Origin of the sequence: Jutongia huaianensis, assembly GCF_014384985.1 — a bacterium.
GTDB lineage: Bacteria > Bacillota > Clostridia > Lachnospirales > Lachnospiraceae > Jutongia > Jutongia huaianensis.
Map to the genome: position 1 here is coordinate 76,549 of NZ_JACRSX010000005.1, position 18,043 is coordinate 94,591.

12 protein-coding genes and 2 tRNA genes are annotated in these 18,043 nt (G+C 46.2%); 11 read left to right on the top strand and 3 right to left on the bottom strand.

Annotated features, from left to right (window positions below):
- The first annotated feature begins 62 nt into the window (after positions 1-62).
- The 6 genes from H8704_RS05910 (at position 63) to H8704_RS05935 (ending at position 7,285) form a co-directional block, all read left to right on the top strand.
- Positions 63-968 (top strand): ABC transporter ATP-binding protein, encoded by a 906-nt coding sequence (locus H8704_RS05910; RefSeq protein WP_249297674.1) that lies wholly within the window; start codon positions 63-65, stop codon positions 966-968.
- 84 nt (positions 969-1,052) lie between these two features.
- On the top strand, positions 1,053-1,916 hold the full coding sequence (locus H8704_RS05915; RefSeq protein WP_249297675.1) for a hypothetical protein: 864 nt from the start codon (positions 1,053-1,055) through the stop codon (positions 1,914-1,916).
- An 80-nt stretch (positions 1,917-1,996) separates the two neighbouring features.
- Positions 1,997-2,905, top strand: a complete 909-nt coding sequence (locus H8704_RS05920) for a sensor histidine kinase (RefSeq protein WP_249297676.1) — start codon at positions 1,997-1,999, stop codon at positions 2,903-2,905.
- Between the two features lie 55 nt (positions 2,906-2,960).
- Positions 2,961-3,953 (top strand): protein kinase family protein, encoded by a 993-nt coding sequence (locus H8704_RS05925; RefSeq protein ID WP_249297677.1) that lies wholly within the window; start codon positions 2,961-2,963, stop codon positions 3,951-3,953.
- A gap of 123 nt (positions 3,954-4,076) precedes the next feature.
- Complete coding sequence (locus tag H8704_RS05930) at positions 4,077-5,432, top strand: PEGA domain-containing protein (RefSeq protein WP_249297678.1); 1,356 nt, start codon at positions 4,077-4,079, stop codon at positions 5,430-5,432.
- A gap of 122 nt (positions 5,433-5,554) precedes the next feature.
- Positions 5,555-7,285 (top strand): phospho-sugar mutase, encoded by a 1,731-nt coding sequence (locus H8704_RS05935; RefSeq protein ID WP_022464107.1) that lies wholly within the window; start codon positions 5,555-5,557, stop codon positions 7,283-7,285.
- A gap of 168 nt (positions 7,286-7,453) precedes the next feature.
- Here the strand turns inward: H8704_RS05935 and H8704_RS05940 are convergent, their stop codons facing one another.
- Positions 7,454-8,344, bottom strand: a complete 891-nt coding sequence (locus tag H8704_RS05940; RefSeq protein ID WP_022464108.1) for an AraC family transcriptional regulator — start codon at positions 8,342-8,344, stop codon at positions 7,454-7,456.
- A gap of 140 nt (positions 8,345-8,484) precedes the next feature.
- Here H8704_RS05940 and H8704_RS05945 point away from each other — a divergent pair, with 140 nt between their 5' ends.
- Positions 8,485-10,860, top strand: coding sequence for a cellulase family glycosylhydrolase (locus H8704_RS05945; protein ID WP_249297679.1), 2,376 nt, complete (start codon positions 8,485-8,487; stop codon positions 10,858-10,860).
- Positions 10,861-11,161: 301 nt separating this feature from the next.
- Entirely contained in the window at positions 11,162-13,396 is a 2,235-nt protein-coding gene (gene glgB, locus H8704_RS05950; RefSeq protein ID WP_249297680.1) for a 1,4-alpha-glucan branching protein GlgB, read from the top strand.
- A gap of 83 nt (positions 13,397-13,479) precedes the next feature.
- On the opposite strand, the gene H8704_RS05955 is transcribed toward glgB, so the two are convergent.
- Both H8704_RS05955 and H8704_RS05960 read right to left on the bottom strand, forming a co-directional pair.
- The gene (locus H8704_RS05955; protein ID WP_249297681.1) at positions 13,480-15,279 is read right to left on the bottom strand and encodes a GH25 family lysozyme; all 1,800 of its coding nucleotides are present in this window, start codon (positions 15,277-15,279) and stop codon (positions 13,480-13,482) included.
- A gap of 153 nt (positions 15,280-15,432) precedes the next feature.
- Positions 15,433-15,505, bottom strand: a tRNA-Lys gene (locus H8704_RS05960).
- Positions 15,506-15,686: 181 nt separating this feature from the next.
- Between H8704_RS05960 and H8704_RS05965 the strand changes: the two genes are divergently transcribed.
- From H8704_RS05965 to H8704_RS05975, 3 genes are all read left to right on the top strand, one after another.
- A complete protein-coding gene (locus H8704_RS05965) occupies positions 15,687-16,451 on the top strand; it encodes a CAP domain-containing protein (protein WP_249297682.1) in 765 nt (254 codons plus the stop codon).
- Between the two features lie 136 nt (positions 16,452-16,587).
- A tRNA-Lys gene (locus tag H8704_RS05970) sits at positions 16,588-16,660 on the top strand.
- 192 nt (positions 16,661-16,852) lie between these two features.
- Positions 16,853-18,037: a pyridoxal phosphate-dependent aminotransferase gene (locus tag H8704_RS05975; RefSeq protein WP_249297683.1), complete on the top strand. Its 1,185-nt coding sequence runs from the start codon at positions 16,853-16,855 to the stop codon at positions 18,035-18,037.
- The last annotated feature ends 6 nt before the right edge of the window (positions 18,038-18,043 follow it).

The following is an 18,043-nucleotide window of genomic DNA, read 5'->3' on the forward strand; positions in this document are numbered from 1 at the left end:
CGTTATATTAGGAGATACTCTTTATACTGGTAGACATCATAAGGAAAGGATGTAACAAAAGAATGAATGAGATCTTATTAGAAACCCATGGATTGACAAAACAGTTTCGGCGTTACAAGGCAGTCAATGATATTGATATGCATATCCGCCGTGGAGCAATCTATGGCTTTATCGGAAGAAACGGTGCCGGCAAGACTACATTTTTAAAGATGGTCTGTGGACTGGCAAACCCTACGGCAGGGGAGTATTCGATTTTTGGATGTACCGGGAAGGAGCTTTCTCAGGTAAGACCGAGAGTAGGCTGTCTGATCGAGGCGCCGGGCATTTATGCCAATATGACAGCAAGGGATAACCTGATGATCAAGGCAAGGCTGTTTGGTATACGGGATAAAAAGTATGCAGACTGGATTCTCGATACGGTAGGACTTTCAGATGTTGGCAGGAAGAAGGCAGGTCACTTTTCTCTTGGAATGAAGCAGCGTCTGGGGATTGGTCTGGCGATGGTGGGGAATCCTGATTTTCTGGTTCTGGATGAACCGATCAATGGACTGGATCCTCAGGGGATTGCGGAAGTACGTGATATGCTCCGCAGCCTGGCTCAGGAACGGGGACTGACCATTCTGATCTCCAGCCATATTCTGGAGGAGCTTTCTAAACTTTGCACCGACTTTGGAATTATTCATAAGGGATGTCTTATTAAGGAGCTTTCCCAGGAGCAGCTTCTCCAGCAGTGTGAAAAGAGACTGGAGCTTGTGCTGGATGAACCGGAGAAAGCAATGACGGTACTGGATAGAATGAACATCCACAAGTATGAAGCTGTGGACAAAACACATCTGTATGTGTATGAACGTTTAGAGGACAGCATGCTTATTAACCGGGAGTTAGTCACGGCGGGAGTGCTGCCGCGGGAGATGAAGGTGAATCAGGAGGAATTAGAGAGCTATTTCCTGAATCTTACCTCTGCATAGCAGATAAAACATTTTGTAATTTATGAAATGTCAGAGAATTATTTGAGGTATCGGGACGAAAACAGCTTTGGAAAGGATAGAGATATGTGTAATACAATACGAATGGAATTATATAAATTATTTCGAATGAAATCATTTTTCGTGCTGGCAATCATTACCATTGCAATGGTGGTTCTGACGGCGGCATTTCTGGTGGACGATATAGAAGAGAATACCCAGGCACAGTCAACCCAGATCATAGGGATCAATGGCACGGAAAACGGACCGGAGGATAACTCTGTGCAGTTTGGTATTTCAGAAAGCGTAGAGGGGATGGATGTGGATAATCTGGCGGTATTGGAGATTTATGGACAGCATTTATCTTCCGGCCTTTTTATTCTGTTTAATGTAATCTTTCTGGTTCTTTATGTGACGGCAGATATCAAAAACGGATACATTAAAAATATAGGAGGACAAGTAAAACACCGCAGCAGTCTCATATGGTCAAAATGGGCGGCGGCAGCGGCATATGTACTGGTGTTTGATGTGGTAACATTTCTCGTGGAAACAGTCAGCATGAGGATCAGTCTGGGATATCTGCATTGGGGAAGCTTTCAGACGTATCTTCCGTATATTGGCGTTCAGGTGGTTTTGCAGTACAGCTTTCTGGTTGCCTGCATGACGATCACCATGGTACTTCGCAGCCGTGCCTTTGGTATGCTGGCGGGAACCTGCCTTAGTATGGGGGTGGCCGGACTGATCTGCACCGGTCTTGATGCGGTATGTAACAGGTTCTTTTCTGTTAAGGATCTTCACTTGGAAAATTATCTGCTTACCACAAAAATGTCAGAGCTGTTGCCGGGAGCAGGGGCGGCCCAGATCCGGAATATTTTGCTTCTGGCGGTGGCCTATCTGGTGGTGTCCACATTGGTCAGCCTTGTATCGGTAGAGAAGAGAGATCTGCTCTGATGCCAAGGGTCAAAACCGGATAACAATGGAGTGATCCGTGGCGTTGTATCAGTGATCAGCAGGCAGAGAAAGGATGATAGATGGATATGATGATGACAGGTTTGGCGATAGGTTTTGGACTTCTTGCGGTTCTTTTGGGACTCATCCTGCGAAAGCTGATCTGGCAGATCCGGGATCTGGAGCGGCAGATCAGTTTTTTGGAGGAGAAGCAGAGCAACGGAGATGTGGTCTGTGATATCCGCTTTGGCGGAATTGGCGGGCTGACAGACACCTTAAACCGGGTGTTTGAACAGCAGAAATCCAGACGGCAGCAGTGGATCCGGAACGAAAACCGCATTGCGCAGACGTATACGAACCTGTCTCATGATATCCGGACACCGTTAACGTCTCTGGACGGTTACTTTCAGCTTCTGACCCAGACGGACGATCAGGAGGCACAGCAAAGATATCTGCGGATCATACAGGAGAGGATCCATGCTCTGCGGGATATTCTGGAGGAGCTGTTTATGTTTACCAGACTGGAGAGTCGGACGTATGAAATGAAGCTGGAAAAATGTGATTTTAATGCGATTTTGAAAGAAACATTGTTTTCTTATTATGAGGAATGGGAAAACAGCGGCATAGAACCGGAATTTGACATTCCGGAAGGAAAGATGCTTGTGCAGGGAAATGAACCGGCGATCCGGCGGATCCTGCAGAATATTATCAAAAACGTACTGGATCATGGAGGGAGATCGGTTGGAATCTCCCTTTCCGCCATGGAAGGACAGGTGTGTGTCACGGTTCAGAACCGGGTAGCGCATCCGGAGGAAATCGATGTAAGCCGGATCTTTGAACGGTTCTATAAAGCGGATCCTGCGAGAAGCCGGACTTCGACGGGACTGGGCATGGCGATCGCACGGGAGTTGACGGAATATATGAACGGCAGTATCTCTGCTTCGCTGGAGGAAAATATTTTTCAGTTAAAGCTTCAGATTCCGATGGTATAACTTTTCATTATCTTTCATATGATAAAAGAGACGATTGCAAATGGGGGAGGTATCTATGGAAGATAAGCTTGAGGAGATCATCAGACAGTATCCCTGTCAGGTCAGGTCGAGACGACGGACGAGAGGGGCCTTTCTGCTGGAGACCGATCAGGGGCTCCGCCTTTTGAAGGAATGTTCCGCCAGTCAGGCAAGGATTGAATTTGAGGAAAGGGTCAAGGAGCAACTGATCCGTCAGGGAAATCTGCCGGTGGATCATACATATAAAAACAATCGGGAAGAATATTTTACAAAGGATAATTACCGCAATAACTGGGTGATGCGTCAGTGGTATGCCGGAGTGGAATGTGATATGAAGGATCATCCATGTGTAATGCGCTGTGCCGGACACCTGGGGAGGCTTCATGCACTTCTGGAGCTTGGCGGGGCAGAGGAAGGCGTTTACATTCAGAAGGAAAGCATTCGGCAGGAAATGGAACGCCACAATAAAGAAATGAAGCGCGTCCGCAGCTATATTCGCGGCAAAAAACAGAAAAACGAAATGGAGATCTGTCTGCTGGAAGCATTTGATATTTTCTACGGGCAGGCCTGTCTGGCGCAGAGTCTTTTACAGGAATGCGGTTATGAAGAGTTGTGGCAGAAAACTCTGGCAAATGGGCTGGTGCGTCATGGCAGCTATACCTATCATAATGTGCTGTTTATGGGAAAAGATATAGCAACGACAAATTTCGATAAGGCAGAAATCGGCATACAGGTCAGGGATTTATATGATCTTTTGCGTAAAGCGATGGAAAAAAATGCATGGCATCCGGAGCTTGGCCGTTGCCTGATCCAGACGTATGACAGGGAGCGGAGTATGGAAGACAGCGAAAAAACAGTGCTTTATGCCATGCTTCTTTATCCGGAAAAATACTGGAAGCTTGTGAATTTTTATTACAACAGCCGGAAATCCTGGATGTCCTCTAAGAATTTGGAGAAACTGTTAAAGATACGGGGGCAGGAGGAACAGAGAACCCGTTTTCTGAAGGAGGTAAAAGGGATATTGATGTGAACGGATGGCTGTGTTAAAATGTTTGCTGGACAGACAGAGCCTGATGAGGCTTAAGATGATGTACAGATTACGATAAGATTGGTTGAGGCTGCCGTAACCGGTGGCAGAATAATGAGGTTTCCTATGAAAAATAATAAAATCTGGCGCGTCCTGCTATGTCTGGGCGCGTTTTTTATGTGGAGTTCGATGCTGGCGGGATGCGGGCCGGCTCAGGAGCAGCGGACCACGAGAGTGGACCGCAACGGTGGTGCCACGGAGGCACCCGCCAGTACAGAAGGAGTTGTAGTTACCAATGATACGGCGACAAGGCAGCTGACTCTGCGGGATCTGGGCAGTGATATTGAAACGGTCATTGCCTATGATGCCACGGCCACTATGACAGACCGCTATGGTCAGGAGCGGGATGGCAGTGAGATTGAGGTGGGAGAGATCATTGAAGTGAAATATGATCCGTCAAGTGGCAAGCTGCTGGCTACGGATATTCCGGAGGACGTATGGGAGTATCAGGAGGTAGATGATTACAAATTTGATAGTGATGAGAGCAGCCTTTCCTTTGCAGACCGCAAGTACAAATATACGGATCAGACGTTCTTTTCCTCGGACGGAAAGCCTATTGAAATGCTGGAGATCAATAAGCAGGATGTCCTGACGGTGCGGGGGACAGGATACAACGTGTATTCCGTGGTGAAAAGCAGGGGACACGGATACATCCGGTTGTCCCATTATAAGGATTTTATCGGTGGCATGATCGAGGTAGGCGACAGTATGATCTTACCGGTTACCAAAAACATGCTGATCACAGTGGGGGAGGGGACTTATAAAGTAATTCTCAGCAAGAACCATTCTACAGCGGTAAAAAACGTCACGGTGCATAATGGCAAAGAGGTTACACTGGATTTTAGTGATTATGAGCCGGCGGACAGCAAGGTAGGTGTGATCACCTTTGATATCAAGCCGGCAGGGGCGGATCTTACGATCAACGGTACAGCCGTTTCCTATAGAAGACCAATTGCCTTGGCGTATGGAGTTTATCAGGTGAAGGTTGCAATGACAGGATATACGACCTATACCGGCACGCTGGATGTGGAGGAGAAGGCATCCACTGTCAGGATCGATCTGGTGGAGGAAAAGGCAGATACCACAAAAACCACGGCAAAGCCGTCATCCACAAGCAGCAAAACGAGTACGGATGATACCGACAGTACGACCAGGACCAAGAAAATGGACAGTGACCATACCATTACGGTGTCTGCGCCGGAGGGGGCAGAGGTTTATCTGGACAATGTATACAAGGGGCTGGCTCCATGCACCTTTACGAAGGTGATCGGTTCCCAGACCATTACCCTGCGAAAGGACGGTTACACCACGAAGAGTTATTCTGTGGATGTGCTGGACGACGATCAGGATGTGAAATTCAGTTTTTCAGATCTGGGTGTTAAGGAGGAAACTGCGGAAACAACTGCAACTCCGGCACCTTAGAGAGGGGTATTATCAAAAGATTTACAAAATGGTCACAATTTCTGGTTGACAATATCCACTTTTGCATACAAAATAATAGATGGAAAATCAGGCATATGCCATCACTGATAGGAGGAAAAAACATGGACTACAAAGACATCTACAAGGAGTGGCTGAGCAATCCTTACTTTGATGAGGATACCAAAAAGGAGCTGCAGGACATCGCAGATAACGACAATGAGATCAAAGAGCGTTTTTACATGGATCTTGAGTTTGGAACCGCTGGTTTGCGTGGAATCATTGGTGCCGGAACCAACCGTATGAATATTTACACGGTTCGTAAGGCAACACAGGGTCTTGCAAATTATATCAACAAAGCGGGCAAGGCATCTCAGGGAGTAGCCATTGCTTTTGATTCCCGTCATATGTCACCGGAGTTTGCAGATGAGGCAGCACTTTGCCTGGCAGCAAACGGCATCAAGGCATATGTATTTGAATCCCTTCGTCCGACACCGGAGCTTTCCTTTGCTGTTAGAGAGCTGGGCTGTGTGGCAGGCATTAATGTAACGGCGAGCCACAATCCGCCGGAGTACAACGGATATAAGGTATACTGGGAGGACGGTGCCCAGATCACACCACCACATGATACCGGTATCATGGATGAGGTTAAGGCAGTAACCGACTGGAATACAGTCAAGACTATGGATAAGGCAGACGCTGTGGCAAAGGATCTCTATGAGAATATTGGCGCAGCAATTGATGATAAATATATTGAAGAGCTGAAAAAGCAGGTTATTCACTGGGACAGCATTAAAGAAGTTGGAAAGGATCTCAAGATTGTTTATACACCGCTTCACGGAACCGGTAACATTCCTGCCAGAAGAGTGCTGAAAGAGATTGGTTTTGAGAACGTATATGTTGTGCCGGAGCAGGAGCTTCCGGACGGAGATTTCCCAACCGTCAGCTATCCAAACCCGGAGGCAGCAGAGGCATTTGAACTGGCTCTCAAGCTTGCCAAGGAGAAGGATGCCGATCTTGTTCTTGCAACAGACCCGGATGCGGATCGTCTCGGTGTATATGTTAAGGATACCAAGAGTGGCGGGTATATTACGCTCACCGGTAATATGTCCGGCTGTCTGCTGGCAGATTATGAGATCTCCCAGAGAAAAGAGACACAGGGACTTCCTGCTGATGGAAAGCTGATCAAGACGATTGTTACCTCTAACCTTGCAGATGCTATTGCAAAGGATTACGGCGTAGATCTGATCGAGGTGCTGACAGGATTTAAGTATATTGGACAGCAGATCCTGAATTTTGAGACGACCGGAAAGGGAACATACCTGTTTGGTTTTGAGGAGAGCTACGGATGCCTGATCGGTACCCATGCCCGTGATAAGGATGCGATCGTGGCAACGATGGCACTTTGCGAGGCAGCAGCATATTACAAGACAAAGAATATGACTCTGTGGGATGCAATGCTGGCATTGTATGAGAGAGTCGGATATTATAAAGATGGTGTTCAGTCAGTGACCATGAAGGGAATCGAAGGTCTTGCTAAGATTCAGGAGATCATGACAACACTCCGCGAGAATCCGCCGAAAGAGTTCTGTGGTCATAAGGTAACATCCTTCCGTGATTATCAGAAGGATATCATTACAGACATTGCAACCGGCGAGACAAAGCCGACAGGACTTCCGAAGTCAAATGTGCTTTACTTCGATATGACAGACAATGTATGGATGTGTGTACGTCCATCCGGTACAGAGCCGAAGGTGAAGTTCTATTACGGTGTAGTAGGCACTTCTCTGGAGGATGCTGATGCTAAGTCTGAGGCAATGGCAAAGGCAGTATCAGAAATGGTTGCCAATATGTAAGTTTTGAACCGGCAGACGATATTTGCAGAAGTGATCGTCTTATAATAGAATTAAAAAGAGGCTTCCTTATTCCGGGGATTTCCGGAGAGGAAGCCTCTTTTGTATTTCTGTGGGAAAAGATGAGATCAGCCACAATCTGTCTGGAAGGCAAAACATCCGGCAAAATGTTTACGATGCCGTCTGATGCATTTTCCGATAGGTGTTTGGAGTACAGCCATACCGTTGAAGAAACATTTTGGAATAGTAGCTCAAGTGATTAAAACCGCAGGAGGTGGCAATTTGTGTGATGCTGAAGGTGGTATCACTCAAAAGATTGCAGCTGATCTCCATACGATAATCATTGAGAAAGGAGATCGGTGACTGCGACAGGTACTTCTGAAAGATCTTGCAGCACTTGCTGCGGCTGACCATGCCCGCAGAGGCGATATCCTCCAGAGTGATGTGCTCCTGATAATGCTGGTAAATATAGGATACCATCTGCTTCTGTATCTGGATATCAGGATTCTCCTGATTGGAGGTTACATTGTCTTCGATATTACAGTTCTCATAGAGAATGCTCCACATTTCATAAAAATATCCCAGAAGCTGAAACTCGTGGCAGCTTTTGTCCTGCTTCCGGCAAAGACGGATATTCTCAAAAAGCTGTGCAAACACAGCGCCGGAAGGAGAGTTGTTTTCTATGATCACGATATCCGTGGCATAATTTAAGATGGGAAGTACATATCTTCGATACATATAATTGCTTGCCTTTAAAAGCTCCGGATGGATCAGAACCACCATAAACTCACATTCGTGCTGATCATGGTCATATCCATAATGAAGCTGACGGGAATTTATAAAAATCGTATCACCTTTTTTGAAAAGATAATGACGGCCGTTTACGTCATAGTTCATCTCTCCATCAAAGATATACAGAAGTTCCACATCATCATGCCAATGGCAGAGAGCACGCATATCTGTGTAGTTTGACAGTAATCTTTCCTGAACGGCGTAGGAGATTTCAGGAGAGTCATAATGAATGATTTCCGAAGCGTCCTGCATAATTTCTATATCGATCATTTGTAAATATCCTCCACGAAAAAGATACAAAAGTTATAAATATCGTTACAAAACTGATAGCATTGTCCTTTTATTCATTGTAACATATTTTTATGAAAGAAAGAATACATAGTTGCACGAAGAAAAAGGAGGAAATGATTATGGGACGTAAACGTTTCAAAAAGCTTACCGCTTTGACGCTGGCAGTGGCAATGGTATTTACCATGAACGGAATGAGCACATTGTCATCATCAGCAAAGGCCAAAGCAAAGAAGAAGGCAGCACTCAATAAGACTTCTCTTTCCTTAAAAGTAGGACAGACAAAGAAGCTGACCGTTAAGAATAAACCGGCTAAGGCAAAATTAAAATGGTCTACCAGCAATAAGAAGGTTGCAACCGTGAAAAACGGTAAGGTAAAGGCAGTGAAAAAGGGATCTGCAAAGATTACCTGTAAGGTAACCTACAAGAACAAAGGGAAAAAGGTTACGAAGAAACTGACAGCAAAGGTCAAGGTTACTGCAAAGAAGGCAGCAGCAACCGCTACACCGGCAAGTAGTGCAGTAGTATCTGCTGCACCATCTGCGGCACCATCTGCTGTACCGTCTGCAGCGGCGCCAAGCCAGAAACCGGCAACAAAGCCGACAGCTACAGCAGAGCCGATGAATGATCCGGCATGGAAGTCTACGCTGGCACCGGCAGTACCGGATGAGAAGACACAGGAGCTGTTAAAGCAGTCCAATGTAGGTGAGGAGCACAAGTCGGCAAACGGTATCACCACAAAGGATAACGGACTGATGAGAAAAGAGCTTTCCTCTCAGGATCTGATGAGTGTTATGGGTCTTGGATGGAATCTGGGCAACCAGATGGAGCAGTCCAACTGCATGGGCAACTGGAAAACAGTTACGGAATGCGAGACAAGTGCAGGTAATCCGGTAGCAACGCAGCAGACATTTGATGGTCTCAAGAGCTACGGTGTAAATACCGTGCGTGTTCCTGTAGCCTGGTCAAACTTTGTATCTGATGATGGCACATACACGATCAATGAGGAGCTTTTCAATCGTGTAGAGGAGGTCATCAACTACGCATTAAACGACGAAATGTATGTTATCATCAACATCCACTGGGATGGCGGATGGTGGGGAATGTTTGGCGCTGAGGAGATCGACGCCAAGGAAACACCGATCCGGGATGAAGCATGGAAGAAGTATAAAGCATTCTGGACACAGATTTCAGAGCGTTTTAAAGAGTATTCTGATCATTTGATCTTCGAGGGTGCAAACGAAGAGCTGAGTGGCCGTCTGAATGATGATTATCAGCATCCGGAGAAAGGTCAGGCAAACCAGACCGGTAAGCTTGCAAAGGATGCCAATGATATTTACAAGATGGTAAATGAGATCAACCAGACATTTGTCAACATCGTAAGAGAGAGCGGCGGAAACAACGCATATCGCCACCTTCTGATTCCAGGTACAGGAAATGAGTCCTGCGTAATCGGTGGATATGCAAGCGATACCTATCAGACAGACGGAACCATGGATGATCGTTACAAGATGCCTAAGGATACAGAGGAGAATGGTCATTCTAAGCTCAGCGTATCTGTACATTATTACGATCCTACGGATTATGGTCTTTCTGCAACCTCTACAACTACATGGGGTTACCGTGACAGTTGGGGAACCGAGAAGGATTATGAGTATATGTCAAACATGCTTGGTCGTATGAAGAAATTCACAGATGATGGTTATGCCGTTATCGTTGGCGAGTGTGGATGCGTTAAGGGTTACAAGGACAACGTCATTGATTTCACAAGAGAGCTGTTTACACAGTGTCTGAACAGAGGATACTGTCCGGTACTTTGGGATGAGGGTCATTATTTCGAGAGAGAAAAGGGCTACTTTGCATATGGCGATGTTGGACAGCTTTTTGCAGAAATGACCGGATCTACACCAAAGATTCCGGATGGCGTTAAACTGATCAATACAGGCGTTTCCGTTGTGCCAACAGTGGCAAATCCAAACCCTAAGGTAGTTTATACCTGGACCGGTGAATTTATGAGACATACCGGTGATGGCGAGATTCCGGGAAAGATTTATGCAGAGAGAGGCGATCTCTTTGATATGACATATCACGGCATTGGTTATACCACAAGTATTACGGATAGTAACGGCAATCCGACGGATGCACTGCAGGCACTGATTAACGAGGAATTCTGGAATATTCATCTGACTACAGACTGGAGCCAGATCGAGGAGCCTTGTATCCGCGTATATCCAATGGATAATGAGGTAAGTAAGAGTGCCGATCTTCAGATTGGTTATATGAAGAAGGAGAATGGAAGAATCAGCTTTGATGTAGACTATGACCAGAAGACAGGTCAGATGTGGGTTGGTAAATATGTGAAGCTGGATGCAGATTCCCTGAAAGGAAAGTATCATTGGCTTTGGGTTACAACCAACACATATACCGGATGCTCTTTTGTAAAGATTGAGATCTGTGATGGTGCATATAATGCAGACGGAAGCAGATATGGCAACTAATTAGTGTTTCTTCCTTAAACAAGATGATATAAATTTGCAATGGGTAAGGCAGGGTTTCCTTTTTTGGAACTCTGTCTTATTCATTGACGAATTTCTATCAATCAATTATAATAGTAACACAAGCTTTTTTAGAAACCTTCTATGCAAATTGTGTAGGAGGTTTTCGTTATTTGAGTGTATTTTCGTACTGCGAAATATGCCGGCACGGCAGGGATATGGCGCTCAGGCCGGACAGGGGGTACCAGGTATTGCAAATGTTTCAAATCTGCGATATCCGCACATATAATGATTGGAGGAGACTATGCAGGAGAAGTTAGATCAGTGGATCAATTGGGTGGAGTATGATGAATTGAGGGAGGGCAGGCATAACGCCCCTCACAATATTCTTGGATTACATGATTTTGGAAAGGGACAGATTTTTACCGTGTATCGTCCGGAGGCAAAGGCGGTTACGGTGACAGATATGCGGGGAAACCATCCGACCGAGCTGGAGGAGGTAGAGCCGGGCAGTGGTTTCTTTGGAAAGTATGTAGAGACACGCAAAAAGTTAAAGGCACCGTATCTTCTGAATATTAAATATGGTGAGGATGACGTGGTAGTGACAGCAGATCCGTACTGCTTTGCACCACAGATTTCCAGCCTGGATCTTTATCTTTTTGCAGAGGGAAAGCATTATCAGATCTTTGATAAGCTGGGAGCGCATCCGATGGAGATCAATGGCGTCAAGGGTACTTACTTTGCAGTATGGGCGCCTCACGCGAGAGCCGTGAGTGTTGTGGGTAATTTCAATATGTGGGATGGCAGGCTTCATCCGATGCGTACGCTGGAGGTATCCGGGGTATATGAGCTGTTTATTCCGGGAGTAGAGCCGTGGGCTGTTTATAAGTACCAGATTCTGACCCGTACCGATGAGATTTTGATGAAAGCCGATCCTTATGCAAATTGTGCAGAGCTTCGTCCAGACAATGCTTCCGTGGTAGCAGATCTCAGAGGCTTCCGCTGGACCGACCGGAAATGGATGACCAGCCGCCGGAAGGAAACAAGAGACAGCCGCCGCAAGGAGCCTATGGCGATCTACGAAGTGCATCCGGGTTCCTGGCGCAAAAAGGACGATGGTACAGAGGATGGTTTTTATAATTACAGAGAGCTTGCAGTAGAGCTGGCTGCTTATGTGAAGGAGATGGGATATACCCATGTCGAGCTGATGGGGATCGCAGAGCATCCGTTTGACGGTTCATGGGGATATCAGGTGACCGGATATTATGCACCGACACGCCGGTACGGATCTCCGGAAGATTTCATGTATTTTGTGGATTATATGCACAGCCAGGGGATCAGTGTCATCCTTGACTGGGTGCCGGCACATTTTCCGAAAGATGCACATGGTCTCGCACAGTTTGATGGCCAGGCACTTTACGAGCATCCGGACAAACGCCGTGGAGAGCATCCACACTGGGGCACCCTGATCTTCAATTACAAGAAAAAAGAAGTAGAAAATTTCCTTTTGGCCAATGGTCTGTTCTGGCTGAAGAAGTTCCATGTCGATGGTCTTCGTGTGGATGCGGTAGCTTCCATGCTTTATTTGGATTACGGCAAGAATGATGGGGAGTGGCTGCCAAATGAAAAGGGCGGCAATGAGAACTTTGATGCGATCCATCTGTTCCAGCATATGAATCAGGTATTTGAGAAGGAAGAACCGGGAACATTGGTCATTGCGGAGGAGTCTACCGCATGGGCCGGTGTGACTTCGCCAGCACAGATGGGCGGCTTAGGCTTCCTGTTCAAATGGAATATGGGCTGGATGAATGACTTTCTGGAGTATATGCATATGGATCCGTTGTTCCGTGGACCAAATCACGGACGGCTGACCTTTAGTCTGCAGTATGCATACAGTGAAAACTTTATTCAGGTGCTTTCTCATGATGAGGTAGTCCATGGCAAGGGCTCGATGATCAATAAGATGCCGGGAGAGCTGGATGCGAAGTTTGCAAACCTGCGAACTGCATATGGCTTTATGTATGGTCATCCGGGCAAGAAGCTTTTGTTTATGGGACAGGAGTTTGCACAGTTCCGTGAGTGGAGCGAGGCGAGAAGTCTTGACTGGGATCTGCTGGGTGAGGAAAGAAATCATCAGATGCAGGATTATGTCAAGGCATTAAATAAATTATATCAGGAGTACGATGCTCTTTATACCAATGATTGTGATCCGATCGGTTTTGAATGGATCAGTTGTGAAAATGCAGATATGAGCGTAGTAACCTTTGTACGTCGTGGAGCAACGGCCAAAAAGCAGCTTCTGTTCCTGTGTAACTTTACTCCGGTTACAAGAGAAGATATGCTGTTTGGTGTTCCTTGTCCGGGAAACTATAAAGAAATCTTATCTTCCGATGAGGAGCGGTTTGGTGGAACCGGTATTGTAAATCCAAAGGTACTTACGGCAAAGCAGGAGTCTTGCGATGGCAGGGAATATTCAATCCGGATGACATTGCCGCCACTTTCTGTAACTGTGTATGAGTATGACTATAAAGAGAAATAATCAGACAGGGATGAATTTATAGCCGGGAACAGGGAAGTGTTCCCGGCTATATAACATAGCGGAGTACAACGGGAATGAATCATTTATTTGTTGATATAGCTTCCGGACACATATCCCGTGATGACAGTGTTTTTCTTGGTGGAGAAAGCAACCCGGTACCAGGTTGCTTTTTTAACCCGTTTTGTTCCCAGCAGAGGAAGTGCTGTATTTTTCGGAATACTGGTGAGCAGCCTGCCGGAGGTGCCGGCCGTTTTACGAAGATTCAATTTTGCCGTAGTGATTCCCTGCGTATAATAGGTCAGACCGGATCTGGTACGGCTGTAACCGTCATAAACCTTAGAAGAAACGTAATAACGGAAATGATGGAACTTGTTGCCGTTCTTGCGGTATGTCACTCCCACATATTCCAGAGGCATGCCTTTTTTCACAGTCATCAGTTTTGCAGATGACTTCAGCGGCTTTTTGTAAAGTACAAAGTTTTTCTTTGTAATACCGGACTGGCAGGATGCCTTTGTGGCGGCAGTGATCAGTGCGTACTCAGAGTAAACGGTTTTGTCGGAATTCTTATGAAAAGCACGGACTTTATAGTAATATTCATGATTCTTGGAAAGACCGCTGTTTGTCCAGGAGGTAGTATCGCCATCTGCAAGCTGCTTTACTTTTTTGTAGGAACCGTTATAGCTGTCCTTACGGTAAATCTGATAGCCGTCGGCGTCCTCGACGTCATCCCAGGAGAGAACCAGTTTCTTGGAGTAGGATTTGGCAGAGAGGTTTTCTACATCGTCCAGACTGTCAATATCATCCGGTGTTGGTGTTGCCGTAGCGATCGCACCCTGTGTAGTTCCGTGGGAAAAAACAGGAGAAGATGGACTTCCGAGAGTATACCAGTAATTCATGTCCACCTTTGTAGAGATTCCATTAACGGAACCGCTGCTGGAGTACTGCCACATAGAGTAATTTCCGTAGAAGCTGGCGGTAGAATTATTTACAATATTATTATATCTGGCAACCCAGATCTCATATTTCTGACTGAGTCCCACGCCATCCAGATTATTGTTCAGATCGCTGATGTTGGCGTAGATCATAGGGGTATAACCGTTTTGCTTTACCAGGTCGCAGAACGCCGTACAGATGGTCGTATTGGTTTCCTGGGAGAGTCCGCCGTGACGGCTGTTGCTGTTAAGCTCCCAGTCAATGACAACCGGCATGGTAATAGAAGTTTTGTATGGGGCAAGCTTGTCAACAACATACTGCGCCTCCTGAACTGCCTCATCCACATTGATGGCCTCGGTCCAGAAGTAAACACCAAGAGGCATGCCGGCGGCAATGGCATCCTGCATATATGCGGCAAATTTGGAGTCGGTCACCAGGGAGCCGTTGGAATATCCGCGATAGCCAAGACGCAGAATAGCAAAATCAATACCGGCTGCTTTTACATTCTCCCAGTTGATATTACCTTGGTGATAGGAAACATCAATGCCGTTATAAATATTCAGACCATCGTGATCTGAAGCATGAGTGTAGGTTTTGCCGGTATAGCTGCTGACGGTGGATGCGTATCCCTTTAAACGGGAACCGGCAGGATTTACCGATAGAAATCCGGAGGTATCTGTCGTGCCGGAGGATCGGGTGCTGACAGAATTCGTTTCATTTTCTGTATTTCCGCTGATATTTTCCTCGGCGGCAGGCTCGTAGGCGCCGGAAAGACGCTCGTAGCCGGGATCGTTTTCCTCCGGTGGAAGCTCGCTTGCGGCAGGGTCAGCCTGTGTGGCGATCTGAGCGATCTGCTGATCTGCTGCGGAAACAGTCCGTGGGATGCCGGACAGGGATGAAACGATCATGGAAACACTCAGCAGAGTGCTGATTAAAAACTTTTTTCTCATAAATACCTCCTAAGTATTGTCAAATATTTTCTATGATAAAAATATTCAATTAAAAATTATTGCGTGAGTTAATATGTATCAGCCTGACGTAAATAAATATAAGTAGAAAAAAAGCCCCAACCCGATAGACATCTATCAAATTAGGACCTTCAATGCGCGATCAGGGGTTCGAACCCTGGACACCCTGATTAAGAGTCAGGTGCTCTGCCAGCTGAGCTAATCGCGCTCACTCGTCTTTGCGACAACGAACTTATTATATACAACCTTATGACAAAATGCAACCCCTTTTTTGAAAAAAATACAAAAAATTGTGAAATTTTTTTGAAGAAGAAAGGGGAAGTATTTGCAATGCATAGGAATCGTGCTATAATTACTCCAAAAATATTAAAAATAAAGAAGGATTTCATATGTATAAAACAAAATTTACAAAGGGCATTCATCGTCTGCTGATGCTGCTTTTATGCGTCAGTATACTTTCATGGCCGGTGGGAAATGTACAGGCCATAGGCAAAACAACGGCAGCCGTGAGCAAACGCACAAAGACGACGGCAGAGCTTACGATCCGGAAGATATCCGGAGTGACAGGATATCAGGTATTTCTTTCCAATTCCCGCAAGGGCAGATATGTGCAGGTGGGAGCCACCAGAACAGCTTCCTTCAAACTCAGCAAGCTGAAGAAAAACAAAGCATATTATGTAAAAGTGCGTGCGTATAAGACTTCCGGTTCCAGGATCGTAACCGGCAAGTATTCCGGGATCATCAAGATCAATAAGTATGTAGTGGTTACCCTGGCCGATAAGTATGCGGCACAGGTACTGGAGCTTGTCAATGCAGAGAGAGCAAAGGAAGATCTCCCGGCGTTAAAGGCCAGCGATGCATTAAATAAAGCTGCCAATATCCGGGCGAAGGAACTGGTCACAGAGAATTCTCCCAACAGACCGGATGGCAGAAACGGCTGCAGTGTTTTGACAGATGAGAAGATTGTCTATGAGACAGCAGGAGAAAATATTGCTTCCGGTTGTAAGACCCCGAAGGATGTTGTAGAGAAGTGGCTGGAGGATGCAGGTCATCGTGCCCAGATCATGTCATCCGATTATACCTATATGGGGGTGGGATATTATGAGACCACCAAAGGAGATCAATACTACTGGTCTCAGTTATTTATGAACTGACAGAAACAGTCTGGGCATATTATAGTTTTTGGTGTGGAAAGTTTGAATTATTGAAAAAAATTTGAAAAAAGGGGTTGCATTCTTCTGAAGAATCTGTTATTATAGCAAAGTCGCTTGCGAAAGCACAGCGACATAAGCGCGATTAGCTCAGCTGGCAGAGCACCTGACTCTTAATCAGGGTGTCCAGGGTTCGAACCCCTGATCGCGCATTATATATGAAGCATCTGATATTTATATCAGGTGCTTTTTTCTTTGCAGTAAATATTCCCGTTGTGATTGACGGTGCGGTAAACCATTCCCTTGAAAAAACACAAAAGAATGGTATACTTGTATGTGAGACAAAAGGGCGGTCAGACAACGAAGACTGCATGACGGATATCGTACAGAATGGAGGTTCCGCAATGATAGCAAAGAAGATGGTAAAGTATGTAGAGGGTAGTTCTGTTACCAGAGCAATGTTTGAGGAAGGCAAGAAAATGGCTGCAAAATATGGGGCAGAGAATGTCTATGATTTCAGTCTGGGCAATCCCAGCGTGGAGCCGCCTGTCGCAGTAAAAAATGCAATCTGCGAGATTCTGGAAAAGGAAGCCCCATGTTATGTCCATGGATATATGAATAACTCCGGCTATGAGACAGTCCGCAGTGCCATTGCAGCTTCCCTGAATAAGCGTTTCGGGACTTCTTTTGGGGAGCAGAATATCCTGATGACCGTGGGAGCGGCCGGAGGACTCAATGTTGTGTTGAAGACGCTGCTTGATCCGGAGGATGAGGTGATTGCCTTCGCTCCATATTTTGGAGAATATAATAACTATGTGGCAAACTTCGACGGCAAAATGGTTGTGGTATCTCCGAATCCACCGACATTCCAGCCGGATGTGGCAGAATTTGAGAGCAAGATCACCCCAAAAACAAAGGCGGTTATCGTGAATAATCCAAATAATCCGACCGGTGTTGTCTATCGTGAGGAAACCATCCGGGCGATGGCGGAGGTGATGGAGCGCAAGCAGAAGGAATATGGTACAGCGATCTATCTGATCGCAGATGAGCCATACCGGGAGCTTGCATATGATGGTGTTACGGTGCCGTATCTGACGAAATATTATGACAATACGATCGTGGGTTACTCCTACAGCAAGTCACTGTCTCTGCCGGGAGAGCGTATTGGTTATCTGGTGATTCCTGATGAGGTGGATGATTTTGAAAATGTGATCTGTGCGGCAAATGTGGCAAACCGTATTTTGGGCTTTGTCAATGCACCATCGCTGATGCAGCTTGCCGTGGCAAAATGTCTGGAAGAGCAGACAGATGTGGCGGCTTATGACACAAACCGTAAGATGCTTCTGGATGCATTGACAGAGTATGGTTATGAGGTGGTCAAGCCGGAGGGAGCATTTTATCTCTGGGTTAAGACGATGGAGGAGGATGACACGGCATTTGTGGCAAGAGCCAAGGAGTACAATCTGTTGGTGGTACCGGGCAGCTCCTTTATGTGTCCGGGATATGTGCGGATCGCATACTGCGTAGATCCGGAGATGATCAAACGGTCCCTGCCTGCCTTTGAGAAGCTGGCGCAGAGCTATCAGTAATTTGTA

What these genes read in the sequence shown, in the direction of transcription:
- H8704_RS05910 (WP_249297674.1), top strand. Translation starts at nt 63, where the DNA reads ATGAATGAGATCTTATTAGAAACCCATGGATTGACAAAACAGTTTCGG.
- H8704_RS05915 (WP_249297675.1), top strand. Translation starts at nt 1,053, where the DNA reads ATGTGTAATACAATACGAATGGAATTATATAAATTATTTCGAATGAAA.
- H8704_RS05920 (WP_249297676.1), top strand. Translation starts at nt 1,997, where the DNA reads ATGGATATGATGATGACAGGTTTGGCGATAGGTTTTGGACTTCTTGCG.
- H8704_RS05925 (WP_249297677.1), top strand. Translation starts at nt 2,961, where the DNA reads ATGGAAGATAAGCTTGAGGAGATCATCAGACAGTATCCCTGTCAGGTC.
- H8704_RS05930 (WP_249297678.1), top strand. Translation starts at nt 4,077, where the DNA reads ATGAAAAATAATAAAATCTGGCGCGTCCTGCTATGTCTGGGCGCGTTT.
- H8704_RS05935 (WP_022464107.1), top strand. Translation starts at nt 5,555, where the DNA reads ATGGACTACAAAGACATCTACAAGGAGTGGCTGAGCAATCCTTACTTT.
- H8704_RS05940 (WP_022464108.1), bottom strand. Translation starts at nt 8,344, where the DNA reads ATGATCGATATAGAAATTATGCAGGACGCTTCGGAAATCATTCATTAT.
- H8704_RS05945 (WP_249297679.1), top strand. Translation starts at nt 8,485, where the DNA reads ATGGGACGTAAACGTTTCAAAAAGCTTACCGCTTTGACGCTGGCAGTG.
- glgB (WP_249297680.1), top strand. Translation starts at nt 11,162, where the DNA reads ATGCAGGAGAAGTTAGATCAGTGGATCAATTGGGTGGAGTATGATGAA.
- H8704_RS05955 (WP_249297681.1), bottom strand. Translation starts at nt 15,279, where the DNA reads ATGAGAAAAAAGTTTTTAATCAGCACTCTGCTGAGTGTTTCCATGATC.
- H8704_RS05965 (WP_249297682.1), top strand. Translation starts at nt 15,687, where the DNA reads ATGTATAAAACAAAATTTACAAAGGGCATTCATCGTCTGCTGATGCTG.
- H8704_RS05975 (WP_249297683.1), top strand. Translation starts at nt 16,853, where the DNA reads ATGATAGCAAAGAAGATGGTAAAGTATGTAGAGGGTAGTTCTGTTACC.